Origin of the sequence: Streptomyces sp. NPDC085931, assembly GCF_044540565.1 — a bacterium.
Taxonomy (GTDB): Bacteria; Actinomycetota; Actinomycetes; order Streptomycetales; family Streptomycetaceae; genus Streptomyces.
The window spans coordinates 383,519-401,175 of sequence record NZ_JBITSK010000005.1 but is presented as its reverse complement, the minus strand read 5'-3'; the positions used below and the strand labels follow the sequence as shown (position 1 = coordinate 401,175).

Annotated in this window: 14 protein-coding genes; 4 read left to right on the top strand and 10 right to left on the bottom strand. The window is 72.2% G+C overall.

Going from position 1 to position 17,657, the window contains the following annotated elements; all coding sequences use genetic code 11:
* Positions 1–146 precede the first annotated feature (146 nt).
* The gene (locus ACIGAN_RS12965) at positions 147–1,190 is read right to left on the bottom strand and encodes a 3-isopropylmalate dehydrogenase (RefSeq protein ID WP_399857151.1); all 1,044 of its coding nucleotides are present in this window, start codon (positions 1,188–1,190) and stop codon (positions 147–149) included.
* A 143-nt stretch (positions 1,191–1,333) separates the two neighbouring features.
* Between ACIGAN_RS12965 and ACIGAN_RS12960 the strand changes: the two genes are divergently transcribed.
* On the top strand, positions 1,334–2,911 hold the full coding sequence (locus ACIGAN_RS12960; RefSeq protein WP_399857149.1) for a purple acid phosphatase family protein: 1,578 nt from the start codon (positions 1,334–1,336) through the stop codon (positions 2,909–2,911).
* An 82-nt stretch (positions 2,912–2,993) separates the two neighbouring features.
* Here the strand turns inward: ACIGAN_RS12960 and ACIGAN_RS12955 are convergent, their stop codons facing one another.
* The 4 genes from ACIGAN_RS12955 to ACIGAN_RS12940 form a co-directional block, all read right to left on the bottom strand.
* Positions 2,994–3,125 carry a hypothetical protein gene (locus tag ACIGAN_RS12955; protein ID WP_365098131.1) on the bottom strand — a complete coding sequence of 44 codons (132 nt, stop codon included), beginning with the start codon at positions 3,123–3,125 and terminating at the stop codon, positions 2,994–2,996.
* A gap of 248 nt (positions 3,126–3,373) precedes the next feature.
* Positions 3,374–3,907 carry a GNAT family N-acetyltransferase gene (locus ACIGAN_RS12950; RefSeq protein WP_365744310.1) on the bottom strand — a complete coding sequence of 178 codons (534 nt, stop codon included), beginning with the start codon at positions 3,905–3,907 and terminating at the stop codon, positions 3,374–3,376.
* Positions 3,908–4,207: 300 nt separating this feature from the next.
* Positions 4,208–5,839 carry an L-glutamate gamma-semialdehyde dehydrogenase gene (gene pruA, locus ACIGAN_RS12945; RefSeq protein WP_365098127.1) on the bottom strand — a complete coding sequence of 544 codons (1,632 nt, stop codon included), beginning with the start codon at positions 5,837–5,839 and terminating at the stop codon, positions 4,208–4,210.
* Between the two features lie 37 nt (positions 5,840–5,876).
* Positions 5,877–6,803 (bottom strand): proline dehydrogenase family protein, encoded by a 927-nt coding sequence (locus tag ACIGAN_RS12940; RefSeq protein ID WP_365735763.1) that lies wholly within the window; start codon positions 6,801–6,803, stop codon positions 5,877–5,879.
* Between the two features lie 173 nt (positions 6,804–6,976).
* Here ACIGAN_RS12940 and ACIGAN_RS12935 point away from each other — a divergent pair, with 173 nt between their 5' ends.
* Complete coding sequence (locus tag ACIGAN_RS12935) at positions 6,977–8,440, top strand: PucR family transcriptional regulator (protein WP_399857238.1); 1,464 nt, start codon at positions 6,977–6,979, stop codon at positions 8,438–8,440.
* 102 nt (positions 8,441–8,542) lie between these two features.
* On the top strand, positions 8,543–9,844 hold the full coding sequence (locus ACIGAN_RS12930; RefSeq protein ID WP_399857146.1) for a vanadium-dependent haloperoxidase: 1,302 nt from the start codon (positions 8,543–8,545) through the stop codon (positions 9,842–9,844).
* Positions 9,845–9,914: 70 nt separating this feature from the next.
* On the opposite strand, the gene ACIGAN_RS12925 is transcribed toward ACIGAN_RS12930, so the two are convergent.
* On the bottom strand, positions 9,915–10,496 hold the full coding sequence (locus tag ACIGAN_RS12925) for a TetR/AcrR family transcriptional regulator (protein ID WP_365735769.1): 582 nt from the start codon (positions 10,494–10,496) through the stop codon (positions 9,915–9,917).
* Between the two features lie 86 nt (positions 10,497–10,582).
* On the opposite strand from ACIGAN_RS12925, the gene ACIGAN_RS12920 reads away from it, so the two are divergent.
* Positions 10,583–12,139, top strand: coding sequence for an MFS transporter (locus ACIGAN_RS12920; RefSeq protein WP_399857144.1), 1,557 nt, complete (start codon positions 10,583–10,585; stop codon positions 12,137–12,139).
* A 38-nt stretch (positions 12,140–12,177) separates the two neighbouring features.
* Here ACIGAN_RS12920 and serA read toward each other — a convergent pair whose 3' ends face one another.
* The 4 genes from serA to ACIGAN_RS12900 all read right to left on the bottom strand — a co-directional run bounded on the left by serA (position 12,178) and on the right by ACIGAN_RS12900 (position 17,511).
* Positions 12,178–13,767 (bottom strand): phosphoglycerate dehydrogenase, encoded by a 1,590-nt coding sequence (gene serA / locus ACIGAN_RS12915; RefSeq protein WP_365098116.1) that lies wholly within the window; start codon positions 13,765–13,767, stop codon positions 12,178–12,180.
* Positions 13,768–13,986: 219 nt separating this feature from the next.
* On the bottom strand, positions 13,987–14,985 hold the full coding sequence (gene ilvC, locus ACIGAN_RS12910) for a ketol-acid reductoisomerase (protein WP_365098114.1): 999 nt from the start codon (positions 14,983–14,985) through the stop codon (positions 13,987–13,989).
* A 121-nt stretch (positions 14,986–15,106) separates the two neighbouring features.
* Entirely contained in the window at positions 15,107–15,631 is a 525-nt protein-coding gene (ilvN, locus tag ACIGAN_RS12905; RefSeq protein ID WP_010048631.1) for an acetolactate synthase small subunit, read from the bottom strand.
* Positions 15,632–15,666: 35 nt separating this feature from the next.
* On the bottom strand, positions 15,667–17,511 hold the full coding sequence (locus tag ACIGAN_RS12900) for an acetolactate synthase large subunit (protein ID WP_399857141.1): 1,845 nt from the start codon (positions 17,509–17,511) through the stop codon (positions 15,667–15,669).
* Positions 17,512–17,657: the final 146 nt, after the last annotated feature.

The following is a 17,657-nucleotide window of genomic DNA, read 5'->3' as shown; positions in this document are numbered from 1 at the left end:
GCCTCGTGTTCGATTATCGCCCGGGGGCGGAGGCGGAAGGAACGGGGTGAATCCGGCCCGGTGGTCGATGGTGGCACCCGGCGGGAACATGCGGAAGCCGCCGGGCGCGGATGCGACCCGGCGGCTTGCGGAAAAGCAGCGGCGGGTCAGCCGGCTACGCGTACGGCGAGCGCGTCGCCGATCTCCGAGGTGGAACGGGCGGGCTTGCCGGCCCGCTCGCCGAGGTCGGCGGCGACCGCCTCCTCGATGCGGGCGGCCTCGGCCTCGTAGCCGAGGTGGCGCAGCAGCAGGGCGACGGACAGCACGGTGGCGGTCGGGTCGGCCTTGCCCTGGCCGGCGATGTCCGGGGCCGAGCCGTGCACGGGCTCGAACATGGACGGGAACTCTCCGGACGGGTTGATGTTGCCGGAGGCCGCCACGCCGATGCCGCCGGAGACGGCCGCGGCGAGGTCGGTGACGATGTCGCCGAAGAGGTTGTCGGTGACGATGACGTCGAACCGCTCGGGCTGCGTGACCAGGTAGATGGTCGCCGCGTCGACGTGCATGTACTCGGTGGTGACCTCGGGGAACTCCGCGGCCACCTTGTTGAAGATGTTCGTCCACAGGTGGCCCGCGAAGGTCAGCACGTTGTTCTTGTGGATCAGCGCCAGCTTCTTGCGCGGGCGGGCCTGGGCACGCGCGAAGGCGTCGCGGACCACGCGCTCGACACCGAAGGCCGTGTTGACGGAGACCTCGGTGGCGACCTCGTGCTCGGTGCCCTTGCGGATCGTGCCGCCGTTGCCGGTGTACGGGCCCTCGGTGCCCTCGCGGACCACGACGAAGTCGATGGCCGGCTCGCCCTTGAGGGGCGTGTCCACGCCCGGCAGCAGCTTCGAGGGGCGCAGGTTGACGTGGTGGTCGAAGGCGAAGCGGAGCTTGAGCAGGAAGCCGCGCTCCAGGACGCCGGACGGCACGGACGGGTCGCCGATCGCGCCGAGCAGGATGGCGTCGTGCTGCTTCAGAGCGTCGAGGTCGGCGTCGGTGAGGGTCTCACCGGTGGCGTGGTAGCGCCGGGCGCCGAAGTCGTACTCCTTGGTCTCCAGCTTCACATCCTGCGGAAGGACGGCGGAGAGGACCTTCAGGCCTTCGGCCACGACCTCCTGGCCGATGCCGTCACCGGGGATCACTGCGAGATCGATGCTGCGAGACATGCGGGCACCCTACTCCTCGTCCCATGGGATGACACGAGGTGTCCGTGATGCGGACACCCGCCCGGGTGAGGGCACGCGGCCGTCGCCCGCCGTTCACCCGGATGTGTTGCGGCCGTCGGCCTCCGCTGGGAAGTTCACTGGCCATGGAGATCCCCCACTTCGGCATCCCGCCCGAGCTCGCCGGCCGGATGAGCATGGCGGAACAGCACGAGTACCTGCGGACGCGGCTGTCGCGGCGGCGCACGCTGGTGACCGCGGGTGCGGTGGCGAGCGGGCTGCTGACCGGCTGCGGCTCCGGTCCGCGCACCGGGCAGGGCGGTGCCACGGCGTCGGGACGTCCCGCGCCGAGCACGTCGAAGGCGCCCGGCTCCCTCATCACGCCGTTCGGCCGGCACCTCGCCTTCGGCGCCGACCCCAGGACGCAGATGCGGATCTCCTGGCAGGTGCCGCTCGCGGTGCGCGAGCCGTACGTCCGGGTGGGTCTGCGCCCCGACGACCTCGGCCCCAAGGTCGAGGCCGAGCTGCGCGACCTGCACACGCCGGGGCTGAAGGGCGTGCGGCCGGCGGTCGAGCAGTACTACCTGCACGCGGCGCTGGACGGCCTGCGCCCGGGCACGACGTACTACTACGGCGTCGGCCACGAGGGCTTCGACCCGGCGTCACCCCGGCACCGGTCCACCGTCACGTCCTTCCGCACGGCGCCCGTGAGCCCGCCCGAGCGGTTCGTCTTCACCGCCTTCGGCGACCAGGGCGTCGGCGAGGACGCGGCGCTCAACGACCGCACGCTGCTGCGCCAGAGGCCCGCCTTCCACCTCCACGCCGGGGACATCTGCTACGCCGATCCGACCGGCAAGGGCAAGGAGTCGGACGTCTTCGACGCGACCCAGTGGGACCGGTTCCTGGCGCAGACCGAGCCGGTGGCCCGGTCGGTGCCGTGGATGGTGACGACCGGCAACCACGACATGGAGGCCTGGTACTCCCCGGACGGCTACGGCGGTCAACTCGCCCGTTTCTCCCTGCCGGAGAGCGGCTTCGACGCACGGACGGCACCGGGCGTGTACTCCTTCACGTACGGCAACGTCGGGGTGGTCGCGCTCGACGCGAACGACGTGTCGTACGAGATCCCCGCCAACTTCGGCTACACGGAGGGGAGGCAGACGCGGTGGCTGCAGCGCACGCTCGGCGCGTTGCGGGCGGCGCCGGAGGTCGACTTCATCGTCGTCTTCTTCCACCACTGCGCGTACTCGACGTCCACGCACGCCTCCGACGGCGGGGTGCGCGCCGCGTGGCTGCCGCTGTTCGCCCGCTACGAGGTGGACCTGGTCGTCAACGGGCACAACCACGTCTACGAGCGGACCGACGCCATCCGGGGCGGCGAGGTGGGCAGGCCGGTGCCGGTCGGCGGCACGACCGACCCGCGGCGGGACGGGATCGTCTACGTCACCGCGGGCGGCGGCGGCAAGGAGCTGTACGGCTTCCCGGGCGGGGTGAAGGAGAGCTACGAGGGCAACACCGCCGAGCACGAGCCGGTGGAGACGTTCCGCTGGACGAGGTCGCGGGAGGCGAAGGCGGAGTCGGCCGCGTGGTCGCGGGTGCGCTACCGGGGCTTCTCGTTCCTCTCGGTGGAGGCGGTGAGCGGCGCCGCGCCGAGGCTGAGGGTGTCGGCGCTGGCGTCGAACGGTGAGCGGATCGACCACTTCGAGGTGCGGCGCGGGGCATGAGGCCCCGCGCCGCACCCCGGCCGGGCGCGGCTCCCGGTCGTGCTGCGGCTCAGTGGCGGCTCAAGGGCGGCTCGGTGGCGGCTCAGTGGCCGGTGGATCCGCCGTTGTCCCTGCGGTCGAGGGCGCGCTGCAGCGCGGCGGCGGCGTTCTTCCGGTCGGACTCGGTCGTGCGGGAAACGTGACGGACTCGGCGGCGGACGGTCGTCTCGGGCATGGGACATCGGCTCCTTCGACAGCACACAGTGCGAGGGGAGGGTTTCGAGACGCCGGATGGGGCGGGGAGCGGTGCCGCAGGGATTGCCTGCACGGGGACCGGCTCACGACCGCCATTCGCTGGGTCGAGCGAGACGTTCGGCTCCTACAAAGCTAAGGGAGGCACGAGCGTCTGTCTCCACAATTACTCGGACTTCCTACTATCTGAGACGGCGGACCGGGCCACCCCGCGCTGACCTGCGGTGATGCTCAGAGCACATCCCCGTCGCGCCAGTCGAAGAGCAGTTCCTCCCCGGGGTCGGCGGCGAGGGCGGGCCACAGGTGGGTGCTGCCCTCCTCGTCCGGCAGGCGGACGGCGCCGTCCGGACCGAGGGCGTGGATCCGCCCGGGCCAGGTGCGCCAGCCGCGGGCCGTGTACAGCGCGGCACCGTCGTCGCTGGCGGACAGGGCGCCGACGTCGTAGGCGCGCAGGACGATCTCCTCCAGGGCGCCCATGACCGCGCCGCCGAGTCCGCGCCGCCGCACGTCGCGGCGTACGGCGACCCCCTCCACGTAGCCGACGCGCAGCCAGCGCCCCCGGTGGCGGGCGCGGCGCATGACGACCGCCCCGTGCGCGGCCAGTCCGTGCCCGTCGTGCACCAGGGCGTGCATGCCGCCCAGGGTGTGGTCCCAGTCGTCGTCGCCGAAGTCGCCCTCGAAGGCGTCGTGCAACAGGGCGCGTACGGCGGAGAGTTCCGCCGGGGTGAGCCGGGCGGTGTGGTCGGTGCGCACTCGGGTGGTCATCGCCCCAGTATGCGAAGGACGCCGGCGTCCGGGTGCACGGGCGCCGGCGTCAGGGGACACGCCGGCGGGGGGGGGGCCCCCGGGGCCCCCCCCCCGGGGGGGGGGGGGGCGGCCCCCCGGGGGGGGGGGGGGGGGGGGGGGGGGGGGCCCCGCGCCCGGGGTGGGGGGGGGGGGGCGGCGGGGGGGCCCCCCCCCCCCCCCCGGCGGGGCGGGGGGGGGGGGGGGCCGCGGGGGGGGGGGGGGGGGGCCCCCGCGGGGGGGCGGGCCCCCGGGGCCCCGCCCGGCCGGTGCGTGCGCGTCTCAGCCCATGTGCGGGTAGGTGTAGTCGGTCGGCGGGACCAGCGTCTCCTTGATGGCGCGGGTCAGGGTCCAGCGCATCAGGTTCTGCGGGGCACCGGCCTTGTCGTTGGTGCCGGAGGCGCGGCCGCCGCCGAAGGGCTGCTGGCCGACGACGGCGCCGGTGGACTTGTCGTTGATGTAGAAGTTGCCGGCCGCGTAGCGCAGCTTGTCCGCCGTGTAGGCGGCGGCCGCGCGGTCGTTCGCGATGACCGAGCCGGTCAGGGCGTAGTCCGAGACGGCTTCCATCTGGGTCAGCATCTCGTCGTACCGGTCGTCCTCGTAGACGTACACGGCGAGGATCGGGCCGAAGTACTCGGTGCGGAAGACCTCGTTGTCCGGGTCGGTGCACTCGATGACGGTCGGGCGGACGAACCATCCCTCGGAGTCGTCGTAGGTGCCGCCCGCGACGATCGTGCAGGAGGCGTCCTCCCGGGCCCGGTCGATGGCGGCCTTGTTCTTGGCGAAGGCGCGCTCGTCGATGACGGCGCCGATGAAGTTCGACAGGTCGGTGACGTCACCCATCTTGATGCCGTCGACCTCGGCCGCGAACTCCTCCTTGAAGCCGGAGTTCCAGATCGAGGCGGGGATGTACGCCCGGGAGGTGGCGCTGCACTTCTGACCCTGGTACTCGAAGGCACCGCGGGTCAGCGCGGTCTTCAGCACCGCCGGGTCGGCCGACGGGTGGGCGACGAGGAAGTCCTTGCCACCGGTCTCGCCGACCAGCCGCGGGTAGGTGCGGTACTTCTCGATGTTGTTGCCGACCGTCTTCCACAGGTACTGGAAGGTCTTGGTCGAGCCGGTGAAGTGGATGCCGGCCAGCTCCGGGTGCTCCAGGGCGACCTTGGAGACCTCGATGCCGTCGCCGGTGACCAGGTTGATGACGCCCTTGGGCAGGCCGGCCTCCTCCAGCAGCTGCATCAGCAGCACGGCGGCGTGGGTCTGCGTCGGGGACGGCTTCCACACGACCACGTTGCCCATGAGGGCCGGGGCGGTCGGCAGGTTGCCCGCGATGGCGGTGAAGTTGAAGGGCGTGATCGCGTAGACGAAGCCCTCCAGCGGACGGTGGTCCAGCCGGTTCCACACGCCCGGGGCGTTGGCCGGGGGCTGCTCGGCGAGCAGCCTGCGGGCGTAGGAGACGTTGAAGCGCCAGAAGTCGACCAGCTCGCAGGGCGTGTCGATCTCGGCCTGCTGGGCGGTCTTGGACTGGCCGAGCATGGTGGAGGCGGCGAGGGTCTCGCGCCAGGGGCCGGCCAGCAGCTCGGCGGCGCGCAGGATGATCGCCGCGCGGTCGTCGAAGGACAGCGCGCGCCAGGCGGGCGCCGCGGCCAGGGCCGCGTCGATGGCGTCCTGGGCGTCCGCCTGCGTGGCGTTGCGGTAGGTGCCGAGCACGGCCTTGTGGTTGTGCGGCTGGACGACCTGGAAAGCCTCGCCGCCGCCCATCCGCTTCTCGCCGCCGATGGTGCAGGGCAGGTCGATCGGGTTGTCGGCCAGTTCCTTCAGCTTGGCCTCCAGCCGGGCCCGCTCGGGCGAGCCGGGGGCGTAGCCGTGCACCGGCTCGTTGACGGGGGTGGGGACCTGGGTCACAGCGTCCATGTTTTCCGTAACTCCTTAACTGAGCGGCGGTTCGGTCTCAGCCCTTGGTGAGCATGCTCCGGGCGAAGAAGCGCAGGTTGGCCGGCTTCTCCGCCAGGCGGCGCATGAAGTAGCCGTACCAGTCGGTGCCGTACGCGGTGTAGACGCGCATGCGGTGGCCCTCGGCGGCCAGCCGGAGGTGCTCCTCGGCGCGGATGCCGTAGAGCATCTGGAACTCGTAGTCGCCGGGCTTGCGTCCGGCCCGGTGGGCCAGCTCCTGGGCGATGGCGATCAGGCGCGGGTCGTGGGACCCGATCATCGGGTACCCCTCGCCGTCCATCAGCGTCCGCAGGATCCGCACGTAGGCCCGGTCGATCTCGTGCTTGTCCTGGTACGCGACCGAGGCGGGCTCCTTGTAGGCGCCCTTGACCAGGCGGACCCGGCTGCCGCTCGCGGCGAGGCGGCGGGCGTCGTCCTCGGTGCGGAAGAGGTACGCCTGGATGACGCAGCCGGTCTGCGGGAAGTCCTTCCGCAGCTCCTCGTGGATGGCGAACATCGAGTCGAGGGTGGTGTGGTCCTCGGCGTCCAGGGTGACCGTGGTGCCGATCCCGGCGGCGGCCTCGACGACCGGCCGGACGTTCTTCAGGGCCAGCTCGTGGCCGCCGGTGAGGGCCTGGCCGAACATCGACAGCTTCACGGACATCTCGGCGCGGGTGCCGAGTTCCAGCGGCTTGAGGCGGTCGATCAGCTCCAGGTAGGCGTCCCGGGCGGCGGCGGCCTGCTCCGGGCTGGTGATGTCCTCGCCGACGACGTCCATCGTGAGCTCCAGGCCCTGCCCGGCGAGGTCCCGGACGACGGGGACGATGTCGTCGACGTCCTCGCCGGGGATGAAGCGGTCGACGACCTGCTTGGTCACCGGGGCCGCCGAGATCAGGCGTCGCATCCGGTCGCTGCGAGACGCGGCGAGAATCACGGGACCCAGCACGGGGCACCTCCAGAGCACAGGCAACGTGAGGGCCGTACCCCGGGCGGACGACGCCTCGGGTACGGCACGGAGAACCACCGTGAAACCTAAGGATCCCTCCGATCGTCGGCCATCGACAGCTGTCACGCATCCGTGCCGCAGATCTCAGACAACTGTATGAAGGCGCCCCGGTGGTGGGGGACAATGCCCGGGTGACGCCGGAACACAGGGGTGACTACCAGGAGCTGGTCGACGAGATCTCGGAGCTGCTCGGCGCGCCCGCGACGCTGGAGAACCGCGACTTCGAGCTGATCGCCTTCGGCGCGTACGACAGCGAGGGCGACCTCGATCCCTCGGCCCTGGACCCGGTGCGCACCCGCTCGATCCTCACCCGCCGCTCGACCGCGGCGGTCCGGGCCTGGTTCGAGGGCTTCGGCATCACCCGCGCGACGGGCCCGGTCCGTATCCCCCCGACCCCGGAGGCGGGCGTCTACCGCGGCCGGATCTGTCTGCCCGTCCGCCACCGGGGCGTGGTCCACGGTTACGTGTGGCTGCTGGACGACGATCCCGGCCCGAGCGAGCGGCAGCTGTCGGCCGCCATGGCGGTGACGGCCCGGATCGGCGCGCTGCTCGCCGACGAGGCCCAGCACGGCGCCGACCTCAGCCGCGAGCTGAGAGCGGTGCTCACCGCGGAGCGGGACTGGCAGCGCGACATGGCCGTCGCCGAGCTGCGCACGGCGCTCGGTCCCCGGGCGGACGCCCCGCACACCATGGTGTGCGTCGCGCCCTGGCCCTCGGCCGACCCCGACGACGCGCCGTCGGTGCGCACGATGCCGGGCGCGGTGGCGCTGTGCACACTGCCGTGGGGGCCGTCGGCCCAGTGCGTGGCGCTCCTGGTCCGGCTGCGCTCGGCGGACGTCCTGACCCCGGCGACGACGGCGGCGAACCGCCTGCTGGAACGGGCCCGGGGCGGCAGCGGCCCGGGCGACCCGGCGCGTCCCGCCGGGACCGGCGCGCCGGGCGGGTCCCCCGGCCCGGCGGCCCGCAAGCCCGCGTCTGCGAGGGACATGGCCCTGAACCCCGCCGCTTCGAGCCCCGCCGCTTCCAGCGCCGCCCCTTCGAGCCCGGCCGCTTCGAGGCCCGCCGCTTCGAGCCCTACCGCTTTCAGTACCGCCCCTTCGAGCCCGGCCGCTTCGCATCCCGGGGCCTGGCCGGCCGCCGGTGTGGCCACCGCCGGGTCGGGGCTCGCCGGGCTGGGCACCGCCTGGCGGGAGGCGTCGGCGGCGGCCCGTGCCGCGCTCGCGGAGCCCCGGCTGGGGCCGGTCGCCGAGTGGACGGCGATCGGGCCGTTCCGGCTGCTCACGGCGGTGCCGCCGGAGGTGGCCCGGGACCCGGCGGTGCGCACGCTGCTCTTCCCCGCCCACCGGGAACTCGCCCGCACCGCCGAGGTCTACCTCGACTGCGCCGGGCAGGCCGCCCGGGCCGCCGCAGAACTGGGCGTCCACCGCCAGACCCTGTACTACCGCCTGTCCCGGATCGAGAAGCTGACCGGGCTGGACCTCGACGACGGCGAGGACCGGCTGCTGCTGCACATGGCGCTGAAGGGAGCCCGGCTCTCGCCCGGCGAGGGCATCGAGGGCACAGGGTCGTACGGGTGAAACCCGCCGCCCGAACGGGCGGTTCACGGGACGGACCCGTGTCGTCGCACACCCCGCGCGGTCACGGTTCTCCCGGTGTGCCATCGGCTGGGAGGAACTCACGTGCGGAACCGACGAGCCTGGTCTGCGTCCCGAACGGTGCTGGCGGGGCTGGCCTGCGGGGTGCTGGCGCTCACGCTGCCGCTCCCCCGTGCGAGCGCCCGGCCCGGCCCCGAGGGCCCGGACGCCCACCGGGACGAGCGCGGCGCCGCGGTGGTCGTCGACTGGATGCGCACGGCGGACGCCGTCATCGACGCCGAAGCCCGCCCGGGCCCGGCCGAGACGTTCGTCTGGCAGGCGTACGTCTCCACCGCCGTCTACAACGCGGTCGTCGGCGTCGAGGGCCGTTTCGCGCCCTACCGCTGGGACGGGCGGGCGCCCCGCACGGCCTCCTCCGCCGCGGCCGCCGCCGCGGCGGCGCACCGGATGCTGCGCCACCACTTCCCCGCCGCGGCGGAGCGGCTGGACGACGCCCTGACCGGCACCCTCGCGACGATCCCCGACGGCAGGGCCGAGGACGAGGGCGTGGCGTTCGGCCGCCGCGCCGCCTCCCATGTCATCGAGCTGCGCCGCGACGACGGCCGCGGTGCGCCGGTGTCCTTCCCGGCGCACCCGCGGCCCGGCGTCTGGCGGCCCACCCCGCCGGGATACGAGCCCTTCGCCGGTGCCTGGCTCGGCAGGATGCGGCCCCTGCTGCTGGACTCCCCCGGCCGTTTCCGCCCGGGCCCGCCGCCCCCGCTCCGCTCCGCCCGGTACGCGCGGGACCTCCAGGAGCTCGCGGCCTACGGGTGCCGGACCGGATCGCACCGCACGCCCCGGCAGACGGACACGGCACGGTACTTCGTCGCCCTGGACCTGCAAGGAGCCCTGGGCGACCACGCCGTCCGGCACGGCTTCGGCATCGCCGAGACGGCCCGCCTGTACGCGGCGGCCAACACGGCCCAGGCGGACGCCGTGATCACCGCCTGGGACGCCAAGCTGCACTACGGCACCTGGCGGCCCGTCACCGCCCTGCGCGAGGCGGACACCGACGGCAATCCGGCGACCCGGCCGCACCGCCACTGGGAACCGCTGCTCACCACCCCGTCCCACCCCGACTATCTCAGCGGCCACGCCACCATGGGCGGCGCGCTGATGCGCATGCTGACCGGGATCCTCGGCACCCCCCGCGTCGACCTGCGCATCCGCTCGGCCACCACCGGCGCGACCCGCCACTACCGCCACGCCGATGCGTACGTACGGGACGTGGTCGACGCCCGCGTCTGGGGCGGGATCCACACCCGGACGGCCGACGAGGTGGGCGCCGCCACGGGCCACCGGCTCGCCGACTGGGCGCTGCGGAGGTACTTCCGCCCGCTCCCCTGACCCATCGCCCGTCCGACCGCGGCCCGGCCTGCCGCACGGCCCGCGCGGTGCTCCGCCCGCGACGGTTCGCTCAGTCCCCGCCCCCCGCCGCCTCGATGACCTGGCGCAGCCCTTCGGCGAGCCGGCCGGCCTCGGGCGCGCTCTTCGGGTCGAACGTCCACTGCGCCATCAGGCCCATCATCAGCGTCAGGTAGAAGTACCCGAGGGTGTCCACCCGCTCCTCCGGCACGTCGTCCTCCCGCCCGCCGTGGAAGAGGGTGACGATGCCGCGCGCCCCCTCCCGCTGGGCCCGCGCGAGATGTTCCCGGACCTCCGGGAGCTGGTCCCCCATGGCCACGATCTCCATGCTGAGCCGCCACAGCGAGCCGGGCTCCCGCATGGTCGCGATGATGTTCGTCCACACCTCGGCGAACCGTTCCAGCGAGCCGGGCTCGCCCCGCAGCTCACCGCCGCCCTCGAAGGCGGCGGACATCCCCTCCACCATCTCGATGTACGCCTGCGCCAGCAGCGCGTCCTTCGAGCCGTAGTGGTAGCCGATGGACGCCAGGTTGGTCCCCGACTCCTTGACGATGTCGCGCGCGGTGGTGCGCAGGAAGCCCTTGGCCAGCAGGCAGCGCTGGGCGCCTTCCAGCAGATCCTCACGGTGTCCCATGGCCCGCCAGCCTACTCCCGCATCCAGACGACCGTCTTATACAGGCGTACTAGACAAGCGTCTAAGACGCTCGTACAGTCCTGCCCATGACGACGAACCCGTCCCCTCCCACCCGCGCCGGCCGCCGCGAATGGACCGCGCTGGGCGTGCTGATGCTGCCGCTGCTCCTGGTCTCGATGGACGTCTCGGTCCTGTACTTCGCGGTCCCGGAGATCAGCGCCGACCTGGAGCCCTCCGGCACCCAGCAGCTGTGGATCTTCGACATCTACGCCTTCGTCCTGGCCGGCCTGCTGATGACGATGGGCGCGCTCGGCGACCGCGTCGGCCGGCGAAGGCTCCTGCTGATCGGCGCGGCCGCCTTCGGAGCCGCTTCCCTGGCCGCGGCGTACGCCCACAGCGCCGAGGCCCTGATCGCGGCCCGCGCGCTCCTGGGCATCGGCGGCGCGACCCTGATGCCCTCCACCCTGGCGCTGGTCCGCACGATGTTCACCGACCCCGAGCAGCGCGCCAAGGCCATCGCCCTGTGGTCCGGCGTGATGACCGGCGGCGTCGCGCTCGGCTCGGTGATGAGCGGCGTGCTCGTGCAGTGGTTCTGGTGGGGCTCGGTCTTCCTGGTCAACCTGCCGGCGATGGCCCTGCTGCTGGTCCTCGGCCCCGTCCTGCTCCCCGAGTCGCGCACCCCCTCCCCGGGCCGCTTCGACGGGCTGAGCGTGCCGCTGTCCATGGCGGCGGTACTCCCGGTGATCTACGGCCTGAAGGAGATCGCCTCCGAGGGCTGGAACGTGCGGTACGTCGTCTCGATCACCGTCGGCCTGCTCTTCGCGGCCCTGTTCGTCCACCGCCAGCGCACCTCGGCCTCGCCCATGATCCCGCCGGCCCTCTTCCGCGGCCGGGGCCTCGGGCCCGCCGTCGTGCTGAACCTGCTCTCGCTGTTCGCGATGATGGGCTCGGCCTTCTTCACCACCCAGTACATCCAGTCGGTGCTCGGCAAGAGCGCCCTGGAGGCCTCGCTGTGGGCCCTGCTCCCGTCCGTGCCGATCGGACTGGCGGCCCCGGTCACGGCCCTGCTGGTGCGCAAGGGCCTGTCCCGGATCGCGGTCGTCACGGGAGGCTTCCTGGTCTCGGCCTGCGGTTACGTCCTGCTGGCCCTCGCCGGGCCGCACTCGATGGCGCTGGTACTGACCGCCTGCGCCGTGCTGGCCTTCGGCATCGTGATGGTGATGACCCAGGTCATGGAGCTGGCCATGGGCGCGGCCCCGGTGGAGCGGGCGGCGACGGCGTCGTCCCTGATGGAGACCGGCGCGGAGTTCGGCGGCGCCCTGGGCATGGCCGTCCTGGGCTCGATCGGCACGGCGGTCTACCGCCACGAGATGCCCGGCTCCGCCCCGGCCCCCGCCCACGAGACGCTGGGCGGCGCGCTGGCCGTGGCCGAGCAGTTGCCGGGGCGCGCGGGGGACGCCCTGGCGGCGACGGCCCGGGAGGCCTTCACCAGCGGGATGAACGGGGCGGCGCTCGCGGGGGCGGCGGTGCTGCTGGGCGCGGCGGTGTACGCGGCGCTCACCCTCCGGCGGATCCCCGGCTTCCGGGAGCCGGGCACACAGCACGCCGGACCGGCTGAGCGACTCAGCCGGTCCGGCGTCTGAGGGACGAGCGGTGCCCGGGGGCATGCCCCCCGGGCAGGTCAGGCCAGGTTCACCGAGCGGGCGGACGTGGCACCGATCTCGGCGGCCACCTCGGCCAGCACCGAGGGGGTGACCGTGTCGTCGACGGTGAGGACGGCCAGCGCCTCGCCGCCGGCGACGGCACGCGAAACCTGCATCCCGGCGATGTTGATGCCGGCCTCACCGAGGATGCGGCCGACCGTGCCGACGACACCCGGGCGGTCCTCGTAGCGCAGCACCGCCATGTGGTCGGCGAGCGCGAGGTCCACGTCGTAGTCCCCGACGGCGACGATCTTCTGCAGATGCTTGGGGCCGGCCAGCGTGCCGGAGACCGACACCTCCTCGCCGTCGGCGAGGGTGCCGCGCACCGTGACCACGTTGCGGTGCTCGCTCGCCTCGGAGCTGGTGGTCAGCCGCACCTCGACCCCGCGCTCCTGGGCGAACAGCGGGGCGTTCACGTACGACACCGTCTCGTCGACGACGTCCTCGAAGACACCCTTGAGGGCGGACAGCTCCAGCACCTTCACGTCGTGCTGGGTGATCTCGCCGTAGACCTCGACGTCCAGGCGGACCGCGACCTCACCGGCGAGCGCCGTGAAGATCCGGCCCAGGCGCTCGGCCAGCGGCAGACCCGGCTTGACGTCCTCGGCGATGACACCGCCCTGCACGTTCACCGCGTCCGGCACCAGCTCACCGGCGAGGGCCAGGCGCACCGAGCGGGCGACGGCGATACCGGCCTTCTCCTGCGCCTCGTCCGTGGAGGCGCCGAGGTGCGGGGTGGCCACGACCTGGTCGAACTCGAACAGCGGGGAGTCCGTGCACGGCTCCTTCGCGTAGACGTCGAGACCGGCGCCGGCGACCCGGCCCTCCTTCAGCGCCGAGTACAGCGCCTCCTCGTCGACGATCCCGCCGCGCGCGGCGTTGACGATGCGCACGCTCGGCTTGACCTTGCGCAGCGCCTCGTCGCCGATCAGACCGAGGGTCTCGGGCGTCTTGGGGAGGTGGACGGTGATGAAGTCGGAGACCTCCAGCAGCTCGTCCAGCGACAGCACCTTCACGCCCATCTGCGCGGCCCGCGCGGGCTGCACGTAGGGGTCGTAGGCGACGACCTTCATGCCGAAGGCGGACATGCGCTGCGCGACGAGCGCGCCGATGCGGCCGAGGCCGACGACACCGAGGGTCTTCTCGGCCAGCTCGACACCCGTGTACTTGCTGCGCTTCCACTCGCCGTTCTTGAGCGCGGCGTTGGCCTGCGGGATGTTGCGGGCGGTGGCCAGGAGCAGACCGCAGGCCAGCTCGGCGGCGGTCACGATGTTGGAGGTGGGGGCGTTGACGACCATCACGCCGGCCTTGGTGGCGGCGGAGACGTCCACGTTGTCCAGGCCGACGCCGGCTCGTGCGACGACCTTCAGCTTCTTCGCGGCGGCGATCGCCTCGGCGTCGACCTTGGTGGCCGAACGGATCAGAATCGCGTCCACGTCGGCGATGGCGGGGAGCAGCTCGGCTCGGTCCGCGCCGTTGCAGTGCCGGATCTCGAAGTCCGGGCCCAGGGCGTCGACGGTGGCGGGCGACAGCTCTTCAGCGATGAGTACGACGGGTTTCGAGCTCACGTGAGTCCTCACAAGTCCAGTGCTGCGGACGGCCGTCCCGACGGCCGCAGGCGGTGGAGGGGTGCTTGCCGCGTGGAAGACGCACGACGCTGTGGGCCTGACGCGTATACAGCAGCAGTGTAGTGGTGCGGCGGGGGGCGTTCCGCGCCTCGGCGGAAGGATCACCCGGACGGGAAAGGGCCCGGCCGCGGCGTCGGTGCCGCGGCCGGGCCCTGGGGCTCACGCCTCTTCGTTCACCCAGCTCATGAGCTTGCGCAGCTCCTTGCCGGTGGTCTCCAGCAGGTGCTCGGAGTCCTGCTTCTTGTACTCGTTGTACTTCTTCAGACCGCCGTGGTACTCGTCCATCCAGTTCTTGGCGAACGTGCCGTCCTGGATCTCGGCGAGGACCTTCTTCATCTCGGCCTTGGTGGCGTCGGTGATGATGCGCGGGCCGGTGACGTAGTCGCCCCACTCGGCGGTCTCGGAGATCGACCAGCGCATCTTCTCCAGGCCGCCCTCGTACATGAGGTCGACGATCAGCTTCAGCTCGTGCAGGCACTCGAAGTAGGCGATCTCCGGCTGGTAGCCGGCCTCGGTCAGCGTCTCGAAGCCCGCCTTGACCAGCGCGGCGGTACCACCGCACAGGACGGCCTGCTCACCGAACAGGTCGGTCTCGGTCTCCTCGGTGAAGGTGGTCTTGATGACGCCGGCGCGGGTGCCGCCGATGCCCTTGGCGTAGGACAGGGCCAGCTGGAAGCCGTTGCCCGTGGCGTCCTGCTCGACGGCGGCGATGCAGGGAACGCCGCGGCCCTCCTCGTACTGGCGGCGCACCAGGTGGCCCGGGCCCTTCGGGGCGACCATGCAGACGTCCACGCCGGCCGGGGGCTTGATGAAGCCGTAGCGGATGTTCAGGCCGTGGCCGAAGAACAGCGCGTCGCCGTCGTTCAGGTTCGGGGCGATGTGCTCCTCGTAGACCTGCGCCTGGATCGGGTCCGGGACCAGGATCATGATGACGTCGGCCTCGGCGGCGGCCTCCGACGGGCTCACCACGCGCAGGCCCTGCTCCTCGGCCTTGGCCTTGGACGTGGAGCCCTCGTGCAGACCGACGCGGACGTCGACACCCGAGTCACGCAGGGACAGCGCGTGGGCGTGGCCCTGGCTGCCGTACCCGATGACCGCGACCTTGCGGCCCTGGATGATGGACAGGTCGGCGTCGGCGTCGTAGAACAGCTCGGCCACTTTGGGTTCTCTCCTCGGGAGTGCAGGTGTTGCGTCCCACCGTATGACGGGGGGCGGAAGGGAAGTCTGAGGGTCTCGGAATACGGGCGGCCGACGGCGTGCCGACCGCCCGCCCGGCGTCCTACGCCGACCGGTCGAGGGCGCGCAGCGACCGGTCCGTGATCGAACGGGCCCCGCGGCCGATCGCGATCGTGCCGGACTGGACGAGTTCCTTGATGCCGTACGGCTCCAGCATCTTGAGCATCGCGGAGAGCTTCTCGCCGGATCCGGTGGCCTCGATGGTGACGGCCTCCGGGGAGACGTCGACGGTCTTGGCGCGGAACAGCTGGACGATCTCGACGATCTGGGAGCGCGTCTCGTTGTCGGCGCGCACCTTCACCAGGACGAGTTCCCGCTGGACGGCCTGGGACGGCTCCAGCTCGACGATCTTCAGCACGTTGACGAGCTTGTTGAGCTGCTTGGTGACCTGCTCCAGCGGCAGGTCCTCCACGCCGACGACGATGGTGATGCGGGAGATGTCGGGGTGCTCGGTGACACCGACGGCGAGCGAGTCGATGTTGAAGCCGCGGCGGGAGAACAGGGCGGCGATCCGGGCCAGGATGCCGGGGGTGTTCTCCACCAGGACGGAGAGCGTGTGCTTGGACATGGTCTGCTTCCTCTGCTTGAAGTCCTGGACGGCTCTCAGTCGTCCTCGTTGTCGCCGAAGTCGGGTCGGACGTCCCGGGCGGCCATGATCTCGTCGTTGGAGGTGCCGGCGGCGACCATCGGCCAGACCATGGCGTCCTCGTGGACGATGAAGTCGACGACGACGGGGCGGTCGTTGATGGCGTTCGCCTCCTCGATGACCTTGTCGAGGTCGTCCGGGGACTCGCAGCGGATGGCGTGGCAGCCCATGGCCTCCGACAGCTTCACGAAGTCCGGGACGCGGGTGCCGCGGGCCTGCGGGTTGACGTCGTCCGGGCCGGAGTGCAGGACCGTGTTGGAGTACCGCTGGTTGTAGAAGAGGGTCTGCCACTGGCGGACCATCCCGAGGGCGCCGTTGTTGATGACGGCGACCTTGATCGGGATGTTGTTCAGGGCGCAGGTGGTGAGCTCCTGGTTGGTCATCTGGAAGCAGCCGTCGCCGTCGATGGCCCACACGGCCCGCTCGGGGGCCCCGGCCTTGGCGCCCATGGCGGCCGGGACGGCGTAGCCCATCGTTCCGGCGCCGCCGGAGTTGAGCCAGGTGCCGGGCTTGTCGTACTCGATGAAGTGGGCGGCCCACATCTGGTGCTGGCCGACGCCGGCCGCGAAGATCGTGCCCTCGGGGGCCAGTTGCCCGATGCGCTGGATGACCGCCTGCGGGGAGAGCGAGCCGTCGCCGGGCTGGTCGTAGCCGAGCGGGTAGGTCTCGCGCCAGCGGTTCAGGTCGTTCCACCACATGCCGTAGTCGCCCTGGTGGCCCTCGCTGTGCTCCTTCTGCACGGCCTGGATCAGGTCGGCGATGACCTCGCGGGCGTCGCCGACGATCGGGACGTCGGCGGCGCGGTTCTTGCCGATCTCGGCCGGGTCGATGTCCGCGTGGACGATCTTGGCGAAGGGCGCGAAGCTGTCCAGCTTGCCGGTGACCCGGTCGTCGAAGCGGGCGCCGAGGGCGACGATCAGGTCGGCCTTCTGCAGCGCGGTGACGGCGGCCACCGAGCCGTGCATGCCGGGCATGCCCAGGTGCTGGGGGTGCTGGTCGGGGAACGCGCCGAGCGCCATCAGCGTGGTGGTGACGGGCGCGCCGGTCAACTCGGCGAGGACCTTCAGCTCGGCGGTGGCCTTGGCCTTGAGCACGCCGCCGCCGACGTAGAGCACGGGCCGGCGGGCCTGGGTGATCAGCTTGGCGGCCTCGCGGATCTGCTTGGCGTGCGGCTTGGTCACCGGGCGGTAGCCGGGCAGGTCCATGACGGGCGGCCAGGAGAAGGTCGTCTTCGCCTGGAGGGCGTCCTTGGCGATGTCGACCAGGACCGGGCCCGGGCGGCCGGTGGAGGCGATGTGGAAGGCCTGCGCGATGATCCGCGGGATGTCCTCCGCCTTGGTGACCAGGAAGTTGTGCTTGGTGATCGGCATGGTGATGCCGACGATGTCCGCCTCCTGGAAGGCGTCCGTGCCGATCGCCTTGGAGGCCACCTGGCCGGTGATCGCGACCAGCGGCACGGAGTCCATGTGCGCGTCGGCGATCGGGGTGACCAGGTTGGTGGCGCCGGGGCCCGAGGTGGCCATGCAGACGCCGACCTTGCCGGTGGCCTGCGCGTAGCCGGTGGCGGCGTGTCCGGCGCCCTGCTCGTGGCGGACCAGGACGTGGCGCACCCTGGTGGAGTCCATCAGCGGGTCGTAGGCCGGGAGGATCGCACCGCCGGGGATGCCGAATACCGTGTCGGCGCCGACCTCCTCGAGAGAGCGGATGAGGGACTGCGCGCCCGTCACCTGCTCGGGGGCGGAGTGTCCTCCGGATCGGGGCCGGGGCTGCGGGTGGTGGGCCCCGGTGGCCTGCTCGGTCATCGGCAATCTCTTCTCAGACGCTGAGGGTTTTTGCGAGGTTTGTGCGGTTTTCAACTGCTGCACGGAGGGCGCCTGTGCAACAAAAAACCCCTCGTGCCGTAAGGCAAGCGAGGGGAGCGCGCCGGGTGGGTCAGCTGAGCGGTCGA

Coding starts and splice junctions, on each gene's coding strand:
- pruA (WP_365098127.1), bottom strand. CDS start 5,839: ATGGACGCTGTGACCCAGGTCCCCACCCCCGTCAACGAGCCGGTGCAC.
- ACIGAN_RS12900 (WP_399857141.1), bottom strand. CDS start 17,511: ATGACCGAGCAGGCCACCGGGGCCCACCACCCGCAGCCCCGGCCCCGA.
- ilvN (WP_010048631.1), bottom strand. CDS start 15,631: ATGTCCAAGCACACGCTCTCCGTCCTGGTGGAGAACACCCCCGGCATC.
- ACIGAN_RS12950 (WP_365744310.1), bottom strand. CDS start 3,907: ATGACCACCCGAGTGCGCACCGACCACACCGCCCGGCTCACCCCGGCG.
- ACIGAN_RS12965 (WP_399857151.1), bottom strand. CDS start 1,190: ATGTCTCGCAGCATCGATCTCGCAGTGATCCCCGGTGACGGCATCGGC.
- ACIGAN_RS12925 (WP_365735769.1), bottom strand. CDS start 10,496: ATGGGACACCGTGAGGATCTGCTGGAAGGCGCCCAGCGCTGCCTGCTG.
- ACIGAN_RS12960 (WP_399857149.1), top strand. CDS start 1,334: ATGGAGATCCCCCACTTCGGCATCCCGCCCGAGCTCGCCGGCCGGATG.
- ACIGAN_RS12920 (WP_399857144.1), top strand. CDS start 10,583: ATGACGACGAACCCGTCCCCTCCCACCCGCGCCGGCCGCCGCGAATGG.
- ACIGAN_RS12955 (WP_365098131.1), bottom strand. CDS start 3,125: ATGCCCGAGACGACCGTCCGCCGCCGAGTCCGTCACGTTTCCCGCACG.